The 18254-nt window shown below is 68.6% G+C and carries 17 protein-coding genes; 4 read left to right on the top strand and 13 right to left on the bottom strand.

Translation table 11 applies throughout. The annotated features are described in order from the left end of the window. Positions 1-38: 38 nt before the first annotated feature. The 4 genes from F1193_RS07450 to hemP are packed head-to-tail and all read right to left on the bottom strand — an operon-like array spanning position 39 to position 3111. Positions 39-833, bottom strand: coding sequence for a heme ABC transporter ATP-binding protein (locus tag F1193_RS07450; RefSeq protein ID WP_150097055.1), 795 nt, complete (start codon positions 831-833; stop codon positions 39-41). A 3-nt stretch (positions 834-836) separates the two neighbouring features. Next, positions 837-1913 carry a FecCD family ABC transporter permease gene (locus F1193_RS07445; protein ID WP_150097054.1) on the bottom strand — a complete coding sequence of 359 codons (1077 nt, stop codon included), beginning with the start codon at positions 1911-1913 and terminating at the stop codon, positions 837-839. Next, positions 1910-2854 (bottom strand): heme/hemin ABC transporter substrate-binding protein, encoded by a 945-nt coding sequence (locus F1193_RS07440; protein WP_150097053.1) that lies wholly within the window; start codon positions 2852-2854, stop codon positions 1910-1912. Before F1193_RS07440 ends, F1193_RS07445 begins: the two co-directional genes overlap by 4 nt. Positions 2855-2862: 8 nt before the next feature. After that, positions 2863-3111 (bottom strand): hemin uptake protein HemP, encoded by a 249-nt coding sequence (hemP, locus tag F1193_RS17435; RefSeq protein ID WP_246164194.1) that lies wholly within the window; start codon positions 3109-3111, stop codon positions 2863-2865. Between the two features lie 211 nt (positions 3112-3322). Between hemP and F1193_RS07430 the strand changes: the two genes are divergently transcribed. The 4 genes from F1193_RS07430 (at position 3323) to hutW (ending at position 8110) form a co-directional block, all read left to right on the top strand. Further along, positions 3323-5488, top strand: a complete 2166-nt coding sequence (locus tag F1193_RS07430) for a TonB-dependent hemoglobin/transferrin/lactoferrin family receptor (protein ID WP_150097052.1) — start codon at positions 3323-3325, stop codon at positions 5486-5488. A gap of 324 nt (positions 5489-5812) precedes the next feature. Then, on the top strand, positions 5813-6142 hold the full coding sequence (gene hmuQ, locus F1193_RS07425; protein WP_150097051.1) for a heme-degrading protein HmuQ: 330 nt from the start codon (positions 5813-5815) through the stop codon (positions 6140-6142). Positions 6143-6212: 70 nt separating this feature from the next. Continuing rightward, a complete protein-coding gene (hutX, locus tag F1193_RS07420; protein ID WP_150097050.1) occupies positions 6213-6728 on the top strand; it encodes a heme utilization cystosolic carrier protein HutX in 516 nt (171 codons plus the stop codon). After that, a complete protein-coding gene (hutW, locus tag F1193_RS07415) occupies positions 6725-8110 on the top strand; it encodes a heme anaerobic degradation radical SAM methyltransferase ChuW/HutW (RefSeq protein WP_150097049.1) in 1386 nt (461 codons plus the stop codon). The genes hutX and hutW overlap by 4 nt, the downstream gene beginning before the upstream one ends. A gap of 288 nt (positions 8111-8398) precedes the next feature. Here hutW and F1193_RS07410 read toward each other — a convergent pair whose 3' ends face one another. The 9 genes from F1193_RS07410 to F1193_RS07370 all read right to left on the bottom strand — a co-directional run bounded on the left by F1193_RS07410 (position 8399) and on the right by F1193_RS07370 (position 18038). After that, on the bottom strand, positions 8399-9259 hold the full coding sequence (locus F1193_RS07410; protein ID WP_150097048.1) for an energy transducer TonB: 861 nt from the start codon (positions 9257-9259) through the stop codon (positions 8399-8401). Next, entirely contained in the window at positions 9256-9681 is a 426-nt protein-coding gene (gene exbD / locus F1193_RS07405) for a TonB system transport protein ExbD (RefSeq protein ID WP_150097047.1), read from the bottom strand. Before exbD ends, F1193_RS07410 begins: the two co-directional genes overlap by 4 nt. A 4-nt stretch (positions 9682-9685) precedes the next feature. Beyond that, positions 9686-10477: a tonB-system energizer ExbB gene (exbB, locus tag F1193_RS07400; RefSeq protein ID WP_425457216.1), complete on the bottom strand. Its 792-nt coding sequence runs from the start codon at positions 10475-10477 to the stop codon at positions 9686-9688. Between the two features lie 1152 nt (positions 10478-11629). Beyond that, positions 11630-12079, bottom strand: a complete 450-nt coding sequence (locus F1193_RS07395; RefSeq protein WP_150097045.1) for a hypothetical protein — start codon at positions 12077-12079, stop codon at positions 11630-11632. A gap of 164 nt (positions 12080-12243) precedes the next feature. After that, complete coding sequence (aat, locus tag F1193_RS07390) at positions 12244-12939, bottom strand: leucyl/phenylalanyl-tRNA--protein transferase (RefSeq protein WP_150097044.1); 696 nt, start codon at positions 12937-12939, stop codon at positions 12244-12246. 103 nt (positions 12940-13042) lie between these two features. Then, entirely contained in the window at positions 13043-14392 is a 1350-nt protein-coding gene (gene accC / locus F1193_RS07385; protein ID WP_150097043.1) for an acetyl-CoA carboxylase biotin carboxylase subunit, read from the bottom strand. Positions 14393-14434: 42 nt separating this feature from the next. After that, the gene (accB, locus tag F1193_RS07380; protein WP_150097042.1) at positions 14435-14920 is read right to left on the bottom strand and encodes an acetyl-CoA carboxylase biotin carboxyl carrier protein; all 486 of its coding nucleotides are present in this window, start codon (positions 14918-14920) and stop codon (positions 14435-14437) included. Between the two features lie 527 nt (positions 14921-15447). Continuing rightward, positions 15448-16230 carry a DsbA family protein gene (locus F1193_RS07375; protein ID WP_150097041.1) on the bottom strand — a complete coding sequence of 261 codons (783 nt, stop codon included), beginning with the start codon at positions 16228-16230 and terminating at the stop codon, positions 15448-15450. Between the two features lie 332 nt (positions 16231-16562). Then, the gene (locus F1193_RS07370; protein WP_150097040.1) at positions 16563-18038 is read right to left on the bottom strand and encodes a M48 family metalloprotease; all 1476 of its coding nucleotides are present in this window, start codon (positions 18036-18038) and stop codon (positions 16563-16565) included. Positions 18039-18254 lie beyond the last annotated feature (216 nt).

Below are 18254 nucleotides of genomic sequence, written 5' to 3'. Positions count from 1 at the left end.
AATTTGATACGGTTTCCGGCGGATCAACCGGAAACCGTTCAAACCATCGCCCGCATGGCGTGCGGCAGCACGAAGGGCGTGCCCGGCGGCGGCACGTGCCCGACCGCGCCGCCGACCCGGAACACCGCCTGCAGCATCGCTTCGGTGACGGTCGCCTGCGGCGGCCCGTCGGCGATGAGCCGGCCGCGGTCGAGCACCAGGATGCGGTCGGCGATGCGGGCGGCAATGTTGAGGTCGTGCAGAACCGCCAGCACCGTGCCGCCGCGGGTGGCGAAGCGGCGCATCGAATCGGCGATGTCGAGCTGGTGGCGCAGGTCGAGCGCGGCGATCGGCTCGTCGAGCAGCATCAGGCCGGGGCCTTCGGTTTCGGCGCCGACCATGAGCTGCACCAGCACGCGGGCAAAGTGGGCGCGCTGCTGCTCGCCGCCCGACAGCGTGGTGATGATCCGCTCGCGGAAGCCGGAGAGGTCGACCTCGGCCAGGGCTGCGTCGATGAACGCCTCGATGCGCGGGCCCTGGCGCTCGCCGGCCCCCATCCGCACCACCTCGGCGACGGTGAAGGCGAACGCCACCGTCGAGTTCTGCGACATCACCGCCCGCCGCCGCGCCAGCGCCGCTGGCCCGAGGGTGCGGATCTCCTTTCCGCCGAGACGCACCTGGCCGGCGCGCGGCACGATCTCGCCCGACAGCGCCCGCAGCAGCGTCGATTTGCCGGCGCCATTGGGCCCGACCAGCGTCACCACCTGACCGGCGAGGATGGCGAGCGAGACGTCGTCGACCAGCCGCTTGCTGCCGGCAGTTACCGTTATCGCTTCGGCGTCCAGCACGATCATCGGTCACAGTCCGATCTGCGCCCGCTGCCGCAGCAGCAGGCCGAGGAACACCGGTGCGCCCAGAATGGCGGTGAGGATGCCGATCGGCAGCTCCGCCGGCGCCACCACCACCCGCGCCAGCGTATCGGCACCCAGCATCAGCACCGGGCCGAGCAGCAGCGCCGCCGGCACCAGCAGCCTGTGCCCCGGCCCGATGATGAGCCGCAGCAGATGCGGCACGATGATGCCGACGAAGCCGATCACGCCGGACACCGCCACCGCCGCGCCCACCGCCGCCGACACCAGCACGATGGCGACGCGCTTCAGCCGCTCGACCGAGGTGCCGAGATGGAACGCCTCCGCCTCGCCGAGCGCCAGCCGGTCGAGGTCGCGCACCAGGAGCGGCGTGGCGATCACCAGCGCCAGCAGGAAGGGCAGGATGGTCGCCGCCTTGGCCCAGGTGGCGCCCGACAGCGAGCCGAGCGTCCAGAAGGTGACGTCGCGCAATTGCCGGTCGTCGGCGATGAACACCAGGAGGCCGGTCAGCGCGCCGGCCAGCGCGCCGATCGCCAGTCCGCCGAGCAGCAGCATGGCGATGGAGGTGCGCCCGCCGTTCGTGGCGATGCGGTAGAGCGTTGCGGTGACGATGAGCGCCCCGGCGAACGCCGCGACCGGCAGCGCCTCGGCCGGCAGCGCCGGCATCAGCCGGTCGCCCAGCACGATGGTGGCCGCGGCGGCCAGCGCCGCGCCGCTGGAGACGCCGACGAGGCCGGGATCGGCCAGAGGATTGCGGAACAGCCCCTGCAGGATGGTGCCGCCGGCCGCGAGCAGCGCGCCCACCATCACCGCCATGGCGATGCGCGGCAGGCGGATCGACCACACCACCAACCGGTCGCGCTCGACCGTGGCGGGATCGCCGGCAACGAAGCCCAACGCCGCCGGCAGCCGCTCCAGCGGAATGCCGGCCGCCCCGACCGTCGCGGCACTGAGCGCGGCCGCGATCAGCAGCGCAAGCAGGATGCCCAGCACCAGGGCCGGCGCGTGCGCGAGCGGGTGGTGCGGCCGCTCGGCGCCGGCCGCGGCCGGCAGGGCCATGGTCATCGGCTGCAGTCCGGTGTGGGCGGGCGCGGTGCGGCGGCAAGGTCCGGGTGCAGTGCCTGGGCCAGATCGAGCGCCGCCCGCGCGGTGATGGGGCCGAAGGCCAGCGCCTGCGCCTCGATGCGACGGAACGCGCGGTGCTCGGCGGCTGGCGTGGCGGCGAAGCCGGCGTGCGCGAACACCCGATCGGCTGTCAGCATGCCCGCGCCGCCGGGGCCGGCAATGCCGCCGGTGTCCATGACGATCACCGTGTCCGGGCGGGCGGCGACGATCGCCTCGTCGGTGACCGGCTTGTAGCCGTCGAGGCTGTCGAACACGTTGGCCGCACCGGCGAGGCGGATCAGCCCGTCGGCGGCGGTGCCGCGGCCGGCGACCATGGCGCGGCCATTGACGAAGGACAGCAGGAACACCACGCGCGGCGCCGCCGTCACCTTGGCGCCGAGCCCGGCCAGCGCGTCGAGGTCGCCCGCCACCGCAGCGGCAAGGCAGACGCCGCGCGCCTCGGCACCGGCAGTCGCCGCGATCAGGCGGATCTTGGCGAGGATGCCTGCGCCGTCATAGCTGTCCGGCACCCGCACCAGCGGCACGGCGGCGGCCTCCAGCACCCGCACGGTCTCGGGCGGGCCGGCGGCCGCGGCAGCCAGCACCAGCGAGGGGTTGGTGCCGAGCACGCCCTCGGCCGAAAGCTGGCGAAGATAGCCGACGCTCGGCTTCTCCTGCAGCGCCCGCGCTGGGAATTGGCTGGTGGCGTCGACCGCCACCACCCGCCCGTCGAGCCCGAGCGCATAGAGGATCTCGGTGATCGCGGCGCCGACCGACACGATGCGGCTGGCGTCGGGTGATGTCGCCCCGGCTGCCGTGGCGCTGGTCGCGGGGAGGGCGATGGCGAGACCGGACAGGACGAGCCCGGTCAGGACGGCGATCCGTGCCGCGAGTGTTCGCATCACGCGCCTCATTTGGTCAGGATGAGCTTGTTCTGGGCTGTAAGCCGCAGCCGATAGGTCTCGGAACCGTGCCCGATGGTGATCTCGCGGGTGGCGACGAACAGATCTCGGCTTTCGATCCGGTTCAGTTCGACGGGGACATAGCGTTTCGCTGGCATATCCGCAGGATTCTGCCTGGAACTCGCAGCAGCATCGACCTTTAGACGATCGTTCAACACGTCAGACCTGCCCATTTTATGTGCCTGGCGCAAAGCCATTGTTTGATTTTGAAAGGTTCTGGAACTCGAAAACGCTCTTTTGAAACGATCTAAACTTCATTTATCTTTGTTGACTCGACCTAATGCAATTGACTACTAAATGCAATAGCTGAGTGCCGCCCGCCTCGTGGGACGGCCCTGCCAGCCAGCCGCCCTCCGGCGCGCCCGCCAGCAGCGATCCGAACGATTCAGGTGCAGGAGCTGGCGAGTGATGACGAAACGGGCAGGGGACGCGGCGGTGCGGCTGGCAGGGGTGTCGATTGCGGCGGCCGGTGCCATCGCTGCGGCAATGCCGCAGGCGGCGAGCGCGCAGCAGGCGACGACTCAACAGGAGTTGAGCGCCGACGAGGTGCTGATGCTCGACCCGGTGACGGTGCTGGCGACGCGGACGGAGGAGCGGGCGATCGACGCGCTGGCCGCGGTCAGCGTGGTGACCCAGAGCGACCTCAACACCATCATGCCGACCCGGCCGGCCGAGGTGTTCAAGTACGTCCCCGGCGTGTCGTTCTCCGACCGCGGCGACGACCCCGGCTCGTCCATCAATATTCGCGGCCTGCAGGATTTCGGCCGCGTCGCGGTGATCGTCGACGGCGCCCGCCAGAACTTCCAGCGCTCCGGCCACGGCTCCGACGGCCAGTTCTATCTCGATCCGGAGATGCTCTCCGAGGCGGAGGTGGTGCGCGGCCCGGTGGCCAACATCTACGGCTCCGGCGCCATCGGCGGCGTGGTGTCGTTCACCACCAAGGATACCGACGACATCCTGCGGCCGGGCGAGCGCTGGGGCGCGCTGGCCAACACCTTGTTCGGCACCAATCGCGGCCGCGCGATGGGCTCGCTGTTTGGGGCAGTGCGGCCGACCGACAGCTATGACGTCATGGTCGGTGCCTCCTACCGGACGCAGGACAGTTACGACAACGGCAATGGCGCCGAGGTCGCCGGCAGCGGCAACGACATCGCCTCGGGCCTCGCCAAGGCGACCTTCCGCCCGGCCGACGGCCACGAGGTCAAGTTTTCCGGACTCACCAACCGCACCGACTACGAGGTGGGGCAGTCAGCCGCCAATGCCTCGGCCTACGACACCAAGCTCCAGAACGACACCGCCTCGATGCGCTGGCGCTACTCCAAGCCCGAGGACCGGCTGTTCGATTTCGAGGGTTCGGTCTACTGGAATCGCACCGACATGGAGCAGATCAAGGTCTGCTGCACCTCGGGCCAGATCAGCGGCACGCTCGGCGTCGCGCGCACCTTCGCCATCGACACCGCCGGCTTCGACCTCCACAACACCACGCGCATCGACACCGGCTCGTTTCGCCACGCCTTCACCTATGGCGCCGACTTCTTCAACGATCAGGTCGAGACCAGCGATCCCACCGGCGCCTCGGATCTCTCGACGCCGTCCGGCGAGCGGTCCGTCTATGGCGGCTTCCTGCAGTGGAAGCTCAATCACGCGGACTGGTTCGAGCTGATCACCGCCGCCCGCTATGACGGCTACGAACTGTCGGGCGGCGGCAATTCCTCGGAGGGCGACCGCATCTCGCCCAAGATCACGCTCGGCATCACGCCGCTGCCGTGGCTCACCGTCTACGGCACCTATGCCGAGGGCTACCGCGCTCCGGCGGTGACCGAGACGCTGGTGGCCGGCGCTCACCCCGGCTACGCGCCCGGCATTCCGAGCCTGTTCACCTTCGTGCCCAATCCGGGGCTTCAGCCGGAAGTCGGCAAGACCAAGGAGATCGGCTTCAACATCCGCAAGGACGATCTGTTCAGCAAGGGCGATGCGCTGCGCGCCAAGATCAACGTGTTCCGCAACGACGTCGAGAACTACATCGAAATCTTCACCTATGGCGATCCGGTCACCTGGTGCCCGGTGACGTTTCCCGGCTGTCCGCCGGTTCCGCTGGTGACGATCAACGACTATTCGCTGGCGCAGTACCGCAACGTTCCCGAGGCGATGATCGAGGGCTTCGAGTTCGAGGGCCGCTACGACGCCGGCGCTTGGTATCTCGGCCTCACCGCGCAGTGGATGGAGGGGCGCAACGTCAACGAAGACACGCCGCTGCTGTCGATCCCGTCCGACCGGATCGTTACCGTGGCCGGCATCCGCCTGTTCGACCGCAAGGTGACGCTGCAGGCGAGCTGGACGGCGGCGCGCTACGACCACGTGCCCGACGGCTACACCTACACCGCCGCCTACAATCTGGTGGACATCTATGTCGGCTACCAGCCGAACCCGGACGTGCTGCTGCACGCCGCGGTGACCAACCTGCTCGACGAATACTACCTGCCGAACCCGGTCGGCCAGCCCGACATGATCCTGGCCACCGCCGCCCCCGGCCTCGCCATCAAGGGCGGGCTCAAGATCAGGTTCGGAGGCTGAACGATGCGCCTGCCGGCGACCGCACCCGACCGGTGCCCAGACGGACGCCTGTGGGCGCGGCGCTCGAATGTCCGCGCGAGGCCCCCACGCGCGGCCGGTCCGGCATCGCGGTGCGATCGTCCGGAACGCGCAGGAGGCCGGCCGGCGTTTCACCTCCGTTTCGCCGCGCCGGCCTCTCTCCGCCATTCGTTTTCCTTGCCACTGTTTTCCGCGCGCCTTGCGCGGACCTGCCGGCGGCCCGTCCCCCTTGGTGCTGCCGGCAGGGCTTGTCTTCGTTCCCCGAGGGATCGTTCGCCAGCCACCGCCAGCACCAGGAGAAGAGCCGTGTTCATCGCCATGAATCGCTTTCGCATCGCCAAGGGCCAGGAAGACGCGTTCGAGCGCATCTGGCTCGGCCGCGACACGCGCCTGCCCGAACTGCCGGGCTTCGTCGCCTTTCATCTGCTCAAGGGCCCCGAGGCCGCAGACCACACCCTCTACGCCTCGCACACGGTGTGGGCGACGAAGGCGGATTTCGACGCCTGGACGACATCCGAGCAGTTCCGCAGCGCCCATTCCGGTGCCGGCGGCGGCGGGGTCTCCGGCATCTATCTCGAGCACCCGACCTTCGAAGGCTTCGAGGTGCGCCAGACCATCGAAGCCAAGGCCGGCTGAACGGGCCGGCTCAATCCCCATCCTCAGTCTGCGCCCGCGGCAGGAGCCGCGGGCCATGGAGTGACAAGACATGACCGTTCCCGCCGACCTCGTCCGCCGAATTGCGGCCAATCCGGGCCTGGTGATCGAACAGGCCGCCCATGAATACGGGGTGAGCGCCCGCGACGTGGTTGAGGCGTTGCCCGTGTCGATGCGCCGCTTCGCGCCGGCATCCGCGTTCGAAGAGGTGATGGCCGACATCGCCGGCTGGGGCGAGGTCACCGTCATCGTCCACACCGTCGACGGCATCTTCGAGATGACCGCCAATGTGCCGCGCGGCGAGGTCGGCCACGGCTATTTCAATCTGATGTCGTCGAGCGGCCTGCACGGCCATCTGCGCCACGACCGGTGCGGCGGCCTGGGCTTCGTCGAGCGCCCGTTCATGGGCAAGCCGTCGGCGGCGGTGCTGTTCTTCAATATCGACGGCGGCATCATGTTCAAGGTGTTCGTCGGCCGCGACGAAAGCCGCGCGCTGCGCGTCGAACAGCTCGAAGCCTTCCGCGCCCTGGCCGACCGGCTGGCCGGTTCGGTGGAGGCGGCGGCGTGAACGGCCAGCCGTCGATGGCCGGCCGCAAGGCGCCGGCAGCCGATCCGCTCGCCCGCTTCTTCGCAGCGGGCGAGGGCGACCCGCTGACGAGCGCCTTCACGGCGCGCGTGCCCGTCATGCCCTGGCGCAACGCCACGCCGGTGCCGCCAGAGGAGACCGCGGCCGTCTATGCCGACGCGCTCGCCCGCCGCCGCGAGGACACCACCGTCGCCTATCTGCACGTGCCGTTCTGCCACAATCACTGCCTGTTCTGCGGCTTCTTCCAGACCGTGTGGCACCCCGATCTGTCGGCGCCGTTCGTCGACGACGTGCTGGCGGAGCTGGAGCGGGCCGCCGGGACGGCTCTGGTCGCCGAGGGACCGCCGATCGCCGCCGTGTATCTCGGTGGCGGTACGCCGACCGCGCTGGCGGCCGCCGATCTTGGCCGCCTGATCGTGGGCCTGCGCCGCCACCTGCCGCTGGCTGCCGATTGCGAGATCACGGTCGAGGGCCGCATCCACGATTTCCCCATCGAGAAGGCGAAGGCCGCCCGGGACGGCGGCGCCAACCGCTTCTCGCTCGGCGTACAGTCCTTCGACACCACCATCCGCCGCCGTCTCGGCCGCAAGGCCAGCCGCGCCCAGATCGAGCGGGCGCTGAGCGAACTGCTCGCCCTCAACGGCCCGGCGGTGATCGCCGACCTGATCTACGGCCTGCCGGGGCAGGACAGCCGCACCTGGCAGGTCGATGTCTCGACCGCGATGGCGCTCGGCCTCGACGGCGTCGACGTCTACGCGCTGAATGTCTGGCAGCACGGCCCGCTGGCCAAGGCCATCGTAAGGGGCAAGCTGCCACAGGCGGCGGCACTCGCCGATCAGGCCCGCTTATATGACGACGCGGTGAGCCGCCTCGTCGATGCCGGCTGGCGCCAGCTCTCGCAAGCGCATTTCGGCCGCACCACGGTGGAGCGCAACCGCTATAACCGGCTGGTCAAGGACGGCGCGGTGTGCCTCGCCTTCGGTGCCGGCGCCGGTGGCTCGGCCCATGGCCTGTCCTGGCGCACCATTCCGGTGCTCGACCGCCGCGCCGAGGCGATCGCCGCCGGCCGCTGGCCGATCGAGGGCATTGCCCGCCTTCCGGCCGACCACGCCGCCCGCACCCGCGTCATCACCTCGCTCGATCTCGGACGGCTCGACCTCGCAGCATTGGAGCGCGAGGCGCCGGGCGTGCTGGCGACGGCGGAGCCGCTGCTCGCCAATTGGCGCGCGGCCGGCCTGATCAACATTGTCGATGAGGTGATGACCACCACCCGCGCCGGCGCGTTCTGGTCCGTAAACCTCACCTCCGGCCTGCACGCCGCCCTCGATCTCGCCGCCCAGGGCACCGCCACCCGCGCGGCGTGATGCTCTTTCGCGCCTCATCCCGGACGGCGCGAAGCGCCGAGCCGGGATCGTGCGCAGAACAAGCCCCCATTCTGAAAACGGTCCCGGGTCTCTCGGCTTCGCCTCGCCCGGGACGACAGCCTGGGCCTCGTCATCCCGGCCAAGCGCCCTTAGGCGCGAGAGCCGGGATCGTGCGCAGCGCCGTAGGGCGCAACAGCGTCAGCGTATTGCGCCGATGCGGCGGTGGAATACGCTTCACTCTTGCGCCCTTTTCCTGCCAACGGTCCCGGGACGACGAACAAGGCCTTCTCACCGAAAGTTGTAGCGGAACGGCTGTGAGAAGCTGAAGCGGGCGCCCGCCAGTTCGGGCGGCGGTGGCGGCAGCGGCTGCGCCCGCTGGATCAGCGCCGCGGTCTCGCGGTCGAGCGAGGCATGCCCGGAACTCGCGATGAGGCGGCTGGAGATCACGTGGCCGCGGCGGTCGAGCGTGAAGCTGAACTGAGCAACGCCGGTCTCGCCATGGGCCCGCGCCGCGGCCGGATAGCGCATGTGACGCAGCAGATGGGCGCGGATACGGCTGTGCCAACTCGACCGCGCATCGCGGGCGCCATGCCCAAACGTCGGCGACGCCGGGATCGAGGCCACGCTCTCGGCGGAACTCGGCGCGGTGGTCGCCGCGGCCGTCTGCTGCCGCTTCGGCTTGCGCTCGGGCTTCTTCGTCTCGCGCTTCGGTTCAGGCTTCTTGACCTCGGACGCCTTGATGTCAGGGCGCGGCTTCGGCGCCGGCTTGGCCGGCACGGTATCCGGCACTTCGACCGGGTCGGGCGTGGGCGGCTCCACCGCCGCCTGTTCGGTCTCGGGCGGCGTCTCCGCCGTCTCGGGCTCGGGTTGCGGCTCGGTCTTCTCGGGCTCGGTCTCGTCGTTCGTGTTGGAATCGGGGTTGGCATCGGCCTGGGTCTGCTCGGGACCGGGCACGCTCTCGCTGCTGGCCGAGTCCGGCGAGGCCGACATCATGTCGAGCTCGATCACCACCGGCATGCCGGCCGCCATATCCTCCGTCTGCCAGTTGGTCAGCACCGCCACCGCCACCGCGCCGTGCGCCGCTGCGGCGAACGCGAATGCGAGGCCCCAGCGCAGCGAATCCTGACGGGCGAACGCGGGCAGGCTCATCGCGCCCCTCCGGCGTCGAGCCCGACCAGCGCCACCTTGAGATAGCCAGCCGAACGCAGCACGTTCATCACCGACATCAGATCGCCATAGGCCACCGCCTTGTCGGCGCGCAGAAACACCCGCTGTTCGCGGTCGCCGCCGGTGGCTCGGTCGAGTGCGGCCGAAAGCCCGTCGCGACTCACCGCGTCCTCGCCGACCGTCAGCGACAGGTCGGACTTCACGGTCAGGAACAGCGGACGATCCGGCCGCGGCTGCCGCTCGGCGGTGGAAGAGGGCAGGTTGACCGCGACATCGACGGTGGCGAGCGGCGCCGCGATCATGAAGATGATCAGCAGCACCAGCATCACGTCGATGAACGGCGTGACGTTGATCTCGTGCACCTCGTCGATGTCGCCGTCGCTGCGGCCGAACTGCGTCGCCATGGCCTTACTCCGCCGCAGCGCGCGTCGCGCGCGGCCGGCCGGCCGCATGCCGGTCGAGGTCGCGGCCGGCGAGGCGCAGCACCGCTGCCGCCGCGTCGCCGACCAGTCCGCGATAGGCGGCGATCTGGCGCGCGAACGCATTGTAGATCATCACCGCCGGAATCGCGGCAATCAGGCCGAGCGCCGTGGCGAGCAGCGCCTCGGCGATGCCGGGCGCCACCACCGCCAGATTGGTGGTCTGGGCCTTCGAGATGCCGATGAAGCTGTTCATGATGCCCCACACCGTGCCGAACAGGCCGACGAACGGCGCGGTCGAGCCGATGGTGGCGAGGATGCCCGTGCCGCGCGCGATCTGGCGGCTGGCAGCCGCCTCGATGCGCTCCAGCCGGGAGAGGATGCGCTCCTTGATGCCGGCCGCCGCAAGCTCGCTCGACGCATCCATCTCGACGGCCGCGGCGCGGGCCAGCGCCGTCACCGCACCGTCCTGCGGCACGAGCCGCGCCAGCGCGGCATCAAGCGTCGCCGAGTTTTCCAGCGCGTCCAGATCGGCGCGGATGCGCCGGCGCGCGGCGGCGAGCTCGATCGTCTTGGCGAGCCACACCGTCCAGGTCAGGATCGAGGCCAGCGCCAGCCCGACCATCACGATCTTCACCACGATGTCGGCCGCCAGGAACATGCCGAGCGGCGACAGGTCGCGCGGCAGATCGGCAGGCCTGTCGACAGGCGGGTCGGCGGCGGGCGGCGAGACGGGATCTGTGACCGAAACGGGGGAGGCCGCTGCAGGAGCCGCGGGCATCGGGGAGGCCGGGGCTGCGGCGGCTGGTGCAACAGGCACCGCCGGCGCGGGTGTCGCGGCGTCGGCAGGAGTCTGTGTTTGATGAGCCTGCGTTTGATGAGCCTGTGTTTGATGAACCTGTGGCGGTTCGGCCTGCACCTGGGCTGATGCGACGTTCGGCGACACCGGCAGCACCAGAAGCATGATCGACAGCAGGGGGCCCGCCACCCCGGACACCCGTTCGGCTCGGGCGCTGCGAGCCATCCGCCCGCTGCCGCCATAGGAAACGTCCAATCCCGTCAGGCCTGCCCCGCTCACAATCGTCATCCCCTCACACGAAACCGGCCGATCCGGACGGAGTTCCGCCGTCCGACCGCCAGAAATCCCGGTCTCGACCGAGGATCTTGGCGGGAGTGTCCCTGGCGATCGCCAAGCGGTCACCCGCAAACCGAAACCCCGGCACCCGAAACATGGCAAAACCGACGGTGCTGCCCAGCAGGAGCATCGGGTGCCGACCCGCGACGCCACCGGCGCTGCACGCCGGATCCGTGCCGCACCGGCACTCACTATTCATAGTCAACCCGGGGCCGAGGTCAACAGCGTAAGTCCATATTCGAAATGGTAAATTTCCAAAGTAAAGTCTAAAAATCGTGCGTCGGCATAAGGAACGAGCAGACGTTATGTAATTCATTACCATCCATCTGCGGAATAGGGGCGGTATCGCCATGTCCGTTCAGGTCTCCACCGAGGGCTGCCCCGGTGGGTCGTCTGGAGTTGGTCGCGATCGCGGTTCCTCGCGCAGGAAGACACCGTCATGCTGCAAGGCATGGCGGGGCGACGCAGTGCAACTTGCTGCGCGTTTGCGCACGCCGCCGCGCCGGCGGGCAATACATCGCCGGGCGAGGCGAGACGATCGGAAGGCTTGGCGCCGCCGGTTGCGGCTCGAAGCGCCGCCCCGCCTGTGTTCGCAAACGACCGTTCACGCGAGCACGCGCCACGCCGCAACGAAAAGGGCGCGGCCAGCCGGCCGCGCCCCGAAATCCAGTCCCAGTTTCCAGGCGACCTGCCGTCCAGAAGCACTCCCCGCAAACGTGGATGCTGGCTTTGCAAAAAAGAATGCGACAACTCAAGAACCTAGAGCGGCCGCCTGGTTCGGACGGATCGGCGGATACCCTATCGCAGGCTCACCGTCATGCCGCTGAGGCCAGCGGAGATGTCGAAGCCCACCCTCTGCCCGGACAGTTCGAGGACGACGCCGTTCGAATTCTGCAGACGCACCGCGCCGGCACCGCCAGCGAAGGAAGCCCCCGCGCCGATGGCGGTGTAGGTGCCGGCGATGTCGGACGCCCGACGCAGATTGTAGGCCCGACCGACCAGTTCCGACTGCGACGCGCCGATGATGGCACCGGCGCTGATGCCGCCGAAGCGCAGCGGAAAGACGCGCCCCTTGAAGGTGAGCGTGCCTTCGCCACCGCCGACACCGATGATGAAGCCGCCGCGGGTGATGACCGCCCGCACCGTGCCCGTTGCCGCTTCCGACGGCGTGGGTACGCTGACCATTGCGACCAGGGCCAGCAGGGCCACGCGGAAGATGACGTGCACGGCCTTGTTCAGACGCTGCATTGCTGCCTCCTCAGGATTTTGGCAATCACAGTAATTGGTGGGCGAACTCATCTCGTCGATAGCGAGCATACGCAAAATATGCTCAGAACGGAAAAAAGTTGGTCTTCCGCTCCGGTAATGCTGGTGGTGGTGACTGGATCGGAAAGACGGCGAGGTGCGCGGCCTCAGCCCGGATCCGAGCGGCGCTCGTTGGCCGATTGCACGATGGCGAGCGCGGCGGCGCCCGGCATCGGCCGGCGGGCGGCGGCCCGGAAATCGGCACGGCCGGCGAGCGCCTGTTCGAGCAGCCGGTGGTACTGGTTTCGGGACACCTCGATGCAGCCGAAGCTCTCCAGATGGCGGGTGGAGAACTGGGTGTCGAGCAGGGTGAAGCCGCCGACCAGGAGCAGCGCCGCGAGGTGCACCAGCGCCACTTTCGAGGCGTCGGTCTCGACATGGAACATGCTCTCGCCGAAGAAGGCGCCGCCGATCGCCACCCCGTAGAGCCCGCCGACCAGGAGTCCGTCGCGGTAGGTCTCCACCGAGTGGCAGTGCCCGAGATCGAACAATTCGCGATAGAGCCGGCGGATGCGCGCATTGATCCACGTGCGCATGCGGCCCGACGCCGGCATCGAGCAGCCGTCGAGCACGCCCTCGAAATCGCAGTCGATGCGCACCTCGAATAGGTCGGAACGGATGGTGCGGGCGAGCCGCCGGCTCACATGCAGGCCATCCAGCGGAATGATGCCGCGGCGCTCCGGCTCGATCCAGTACAAGCCCGGATCGTCGGCGCTCTCGGCCATCGGAAAGATGCCGCAGGCATAGGCCTTCAGCAGAACTTCGGGCGTTATGTCGACCTGCCCGGAAAAGCCGCGCGTCATGGCCAGATATCTCCGCCCCCCAGCGAAGAGCCGCGATCACAATAGCACATCGCGACAGCAGCGCGGCAGGGTGCGGTGAAGCCCGCGCGACCGGCTCGAACGCTCAAATGTCGGGCGAGCCGGCCAGGAAATGCTCCAGCCAGTGGATGTCGTACTGGCCGTTGGCGATGTCCGGATGCCGCACCAAGGTGCGAAACAGCGGCGCGGTGGTCTCGACGCCATCGACCACGATCTCGTCCAGGGCGCGACGCAGGCGCATCAGGCACTCGTTGCGGGTCTTGCCGTGGACGATCAGCTTGCCGACCAGCGAGTCGTAGTAGGGCGGGATCGTGTAGCCCTGATAGACCGCCGAATCGACGCGCACGCCCAAGCCCCCCGGCGCGTGGAAATAGGTGATCCTGCCGGGCGAGGGGCGGAAGGTGGACGGGTTCTCGGCGTTGAGCCGACACTCGATGGCATGGCCGTTGATCGTGATGTCATCTTGCGTGATCGACAGCGGCAGGCCCGCGGCGAGCCGGATCTGCTCGTTCAAGAGGTCGATGCCGGTGACCATCTCGGTGACCGGGTGCTCGACCTGGATGCGGGTGTTCATCTCGATGAAATAGAATTCGCCGTTCTCGTACAGGAATTCCACCGTCCCAGCCGAGAGATATTTCAGCTTGCGCATGGCGTCGGCGACCACCTCGCCGATCCGGTTGCGGGCGTCGACATTGAGCGCCGGGGAGGGGCTCTCCTCCCAGACCTTCTGGTGGCGGCGCTGCAGCGAGCAGTCGCGCTCGCCGAGGTGGACGGCGTTGCCGCGGCCGTCGCCCAGCACCTGGATCTCGATGTGGCGCGGCTTTTCCAGATACTTTTCGAGATAGACCGTCGAGTCGCCGAAGGCCGCCTTGGCCTCGGAGCGGGCGGTGGCCAGCGCGACGTCGAGGTCGGCCTCGGTGCGCGCCACCTTCATGCCGCGTCCGCCGCCGCCGGCCGCGGCCTTGATCAGCACCGGATAGCCGATATCGGCGGCGATCCGGCGGGCGTCGACGTCGTCGGTGATGCCGCCCTCCGAGCCCGGCACGCACGGAATGCCGAGCCGCTTGGCGGTGCGCTTGGCCTCGATCTTGTCGCCCATCAGGCGGATGTGCTCGGGCTTGGGGCCGATGAAGCCGATATGGTGGTCGGCGAGAATCTCGGCGAAGCGCGCGTTCTCCGACAGGAAGCCGTAGCCTGGGTGTACCGCCTCGGCGCCGGTGATCTCGCACGCGGCCAGAAGCTGGGGCACGTTGAGATAGCTGTCCTTGGCCGGCGGCGGGCCGATGCACACGCTCTCATCGGCGAGCTTGACGTGCATGGCATCGGCATCGGCCGTCGAATGGACGGCGACGGTGGAGATGCCGAGTTCCTTGCAGGCGCGCAGAATGCGGAGCGCGATCTCGCCACGGTTGGCGATCAGGATTTTCGTGAACATGCGAGCCTCTTTTCCTCCGGGCGCCGCCCGGGGGCGCGATCGTCACTCGATGATCATCAACGGCTCGCCGTATTCGACCGGCTGGGCATCGCCGACAAGGATCTGCGTCACCGTGCCGGCGCGCGGCGCGGGAATCGCGTTCATCGTCTTCATCGCTTCGATGATCAGCAGGGTCTGGCCTTCCTTCACCTGCGTGCCGACATCGACGAACGCCTTGGAGCCGGGCTCCGGCGCGCGGTAGGCGGTGCCGACCATCGGCGACTTCACCAGGCCGGGGTGGGCGGCCAGATCGGCGACGGCCTCGGCCGCCGCAACCGCCGCGGCGACAGCCGGAATGGGCGCTGGCGCCGCGACGGTGACGGCATTGGCCGACATCGCCGCCGGGAACGGCGCGAGCTGGATATTGCGGGCAACGCGGATACGCAGTTCGCCCTGCTGCACCTCGACCTCGGTGAGGTCGGTGTCGTTGAGTAGCTGCGCGAGTTCGCGGATCAATGCGGGATCGATGGCGGGTTTGGGCTTCAACATTCTATCTCCCGGCGCCGGTTCAGACCGTCGCCTTCAGCTTGGCGGAGCGGTCGGCTCGCCGCGAATGAGCACTGAACGCGTATGCGCGGGGGGATTTCGCGCAGGATACGCCTCGGCCGGACCGATCTCGCCGTCATGCCGATGCGCCGCGGCGAGCGCGCTTCCATCCGGCTCGATGCCGATTCCTTGAAGACGATGATCGCACCCATTGCAGACCGCAACCATCGGACCCATCTGGCGCGGCCGACCGGTTCGCCCGCCGGCGCTCTTATAGGCATGGATGCGTCCGGTGAAAAGCGGCCTGTGTCGAGCACCCACTCGGCGGGTCTTCGGGCGGTGCGCGGCCGGTCCTCACGGGCGGCCGACACGCATGCACTTTCAGACTTTTTTGGCATTGACAGGCATTGCGCCGCGGCGGCCGGGCGCCGCGTCCGGTCCGCCGAAACGGGGCCGCGGCGATGCACCAGCCCCGTTCGTGACGATTTGACCCGCTCGAATCAGCGTGTCCTCGATCGGTGCGTCCTCGCTCAGCAGTCCTTTTCCGGACAGGCTGCCCGTGCCGCCCGGATCTGCTCCTGCAACTTCTCCAGGCCGACGGCGCCGACCACCACCTCGCTGCCGACCACGTAGCTCGGCGTTCCGGTGAGGCCGAGATCCTGGGCCAGCCGGAAATTCTCCTGCAGGGTCGCCATCACCGCGGGCGACTCCATGTCCTTGGTCAGGCGGGCCATGTCGAAGCCGACCTCCTTGGCCACCGCCATCGCGCGCTCGCGGTTTGCCTCGCCGCGGCCGCCCATCAGCTTCTGATGGAATTCGAAATACTTGGCCGGGTTCGCCTGCAGCTTGGCGGCGAGCGCCACCGTGGCGGCCTGGACCGAGGATTCGCCGAGAACGGGGAAGTCCTTCAGCACCACCTTGAGATTGCTGTCGGTCTTGACCAGTCCGATGAGGTCGGAGAGCGCGCGCTTGCAGAAGCCGCAATTGTAGTCGAAAAACTCGACAATCGTGACGTCACCCTTCGGGTTGCCGATAACGATGCTTTTCGGCGAGTTGAGCAACAGATCACGATTGGCCGAGAGCGCCTGCTTGCGCCGCTTGTCCTCGTCGGCGTTGGCGCGCTTTTCAAGCTCCTGCATCGCCTCCTGAAGAATCTCCGGATTCTTTACGATCGTCTCGCGAACGATCTTCTCGACATCCTCGCGCGACAGCGGTGCCGCTGATTGCGCCCAGGCCGGCGCGGCGACAGCGATGGCGGCCAGCAGCGCCAGGCCGGCCACGGCCGTCCGCGCCTTGAGGGAAAAGAGCGTCATGGGTCGGGGGCTCCTTGATGGCCGGTCGACACGGACCGGGAGATTCTTTGGCATGCCCCGCCGGTCGTTCTCTCCAAACCAGGTCGGAGGGGCGTTTGCCGACAGCCTTAGAGCATTCTCCGCAGAAGTGGGAACCGGTTTTGCGCAAGAGAAGGCGACAGCTGGAGACTTGGGGCATTCTCCGCAGAAGTGCGAACCGGCGGTTATGTGCAGCAAGCTGCCTCGGCCAAGAACCTTCGAACGCCCCGTTCGGTTCGTTCACATCGACGGACGCATCTCGCGACCCCGGTTCGCCGTCTGCTTCAGCTCTCGCCTCAACTCTTGCCGTCGCCTCAACTCTTGCCGTCGAGCTTGGGGGGCTTGTAGTTCTCGATGTCGTCGGCCTTGAGCCAGCCGGGCGAGCCATTGGCGAAGCGGGTCTTGGCCCGGGCCGCGAGGTGGCGCGCCGTCTTGAACTCGCCGCCGGCGAACGCCGCCTGGGCGGAGGCGAGGTCGGCATTGGCGATGTCGCCCTTGCGGCCATAGGCGATGGCAAGCTGGCGGTATCCGTCGGCGGCCAGGGTCTCGCGGGTCAGCGCCCGCGACAGCTCGCGGATCGCCTCTTCGGCATGGGCCTTGTCGCCGGTCGCCACCAGTGCTTGGCCCAGCATGATGCGGATCAGGTTGGCGTTGGGCGCCAGCGCCACCGCCCGCCGCAGCGGCGCGATGGCTTCGGCCGGCCGCGCGCTCTCCAGCAGCGCCTGCCCCTTCAGCTCGTAGAAATAGGGATTTCTGGGCTGGGCGGCGATCAGCCCGTCGATCTGGGCGATCGCCTCGCGCACCTGCTTGAAGCGGTAGGCAGATATGGCGCGGGCGTAGCGTGCCGGCAGGCTGGTGTCCCTCGGCGGATAGCGGCGGGCCACGGTGTCGGACCGGTCGAAGTAGCCGATGATCTTGGCCCGCATCAGGTCGTGGCGAAGCTGCAGCTCGGCCGGGTCGCGCGTGTCGCGATAGGGGCTCTTGGCCACCAGCTCCTCAAGCTGCGAAATACGTTCCCGGGGAAGGGGATGCGACAGCATATAGGGATCGACGCCGCGCGAGATGAACAGGCTCTGGTCGCTCAGGCGGCGGAACGTCTCCAGCATGCCTTTCGGCGACTGGTGGGTGGCGTGCAGATAGCTGATGGCCGCCCGGTCGGCTGCCTGTTCCTCGCCGCGCTGATAGGACAGGAGCGAGCGGCGAATCATCTCCTGCGGGCCGGTCATGATCCCGCCCAGCGCGCCGCCCAGGTTCGTGTCGCGCGCCGAGCCGGCCGCCGCGCCCGCGGCGACCGCACCGAGCGACAGCAGGAAGGCGACGATCGACACCGTCTGCGCCGCGGCGAGCTGCTGGCGCATGCGGGCCAGATGACCGCCGGCGATGTGGCCGGTCTCGTGCGCCAGCACGCCAATCACCTCATTGGGGGTCTTCGCCTCGACCAGCGTGCCGAGGAAGACGAAAATGCGGCGGCCATCGGCGACGAAGGCGTTGAAACTCCGGTCGTTGATCAGCGTCACCTCGACATTCTGCTTCGCCAGCCCGGCCGCCCTGAGAATCGGCGTCATATAGTCCTTGAGCAGCGCCTCGGTTTCGGCGTCGCGGACGATCGGCAGCTTCGGCTGTCCCTGCGCGACCGCCGGCTGCGGACTGGCGGTGGTGACGGCGAGCACGAGCGCCAGGGCAGCGGCGGCGATCCGTCGCGGCAGGCCGGTCCGGGGAGCGGCGCGCGGTGCTTCAGGCTGACGGGGTGCTTCAGGCAGACGGAGTTCTTCGGGCTGACGATCGGGCATTGCGGGCGGCATCTCCTGTCCGGCCTCGAAGACGCGACCATAGGGGGCAAGGCCGATTGCATCAAATCGACCGGCGAGGCGGCAACATTGAGGCGTGGCGCGGTCAGGGCGATCGGGTGAAGAAAGGCGTGACAAGGTCCTGAAGTGCTGAATCTGTCGGTTCCTTCGATTCGGATGCGGAGGATGGGCGATGGAGCCAGCGGAACCGGACTTTGC

Origin of the sequence: Blastochloris sulfoviridis (assembly GCF_008630065.1) — a bacterium.
Taxonomy (GTDB): domain Bacteria; phylum Pseudomonadota; class Alphaproteobacteria; order Rhizobiales; family Xanthobacteraceae; genus Blastochloris; species Blastochloris sulfoviridis.
This window is presented reverse-complemented; position numbering and strand designations above follow the sequence as displayed.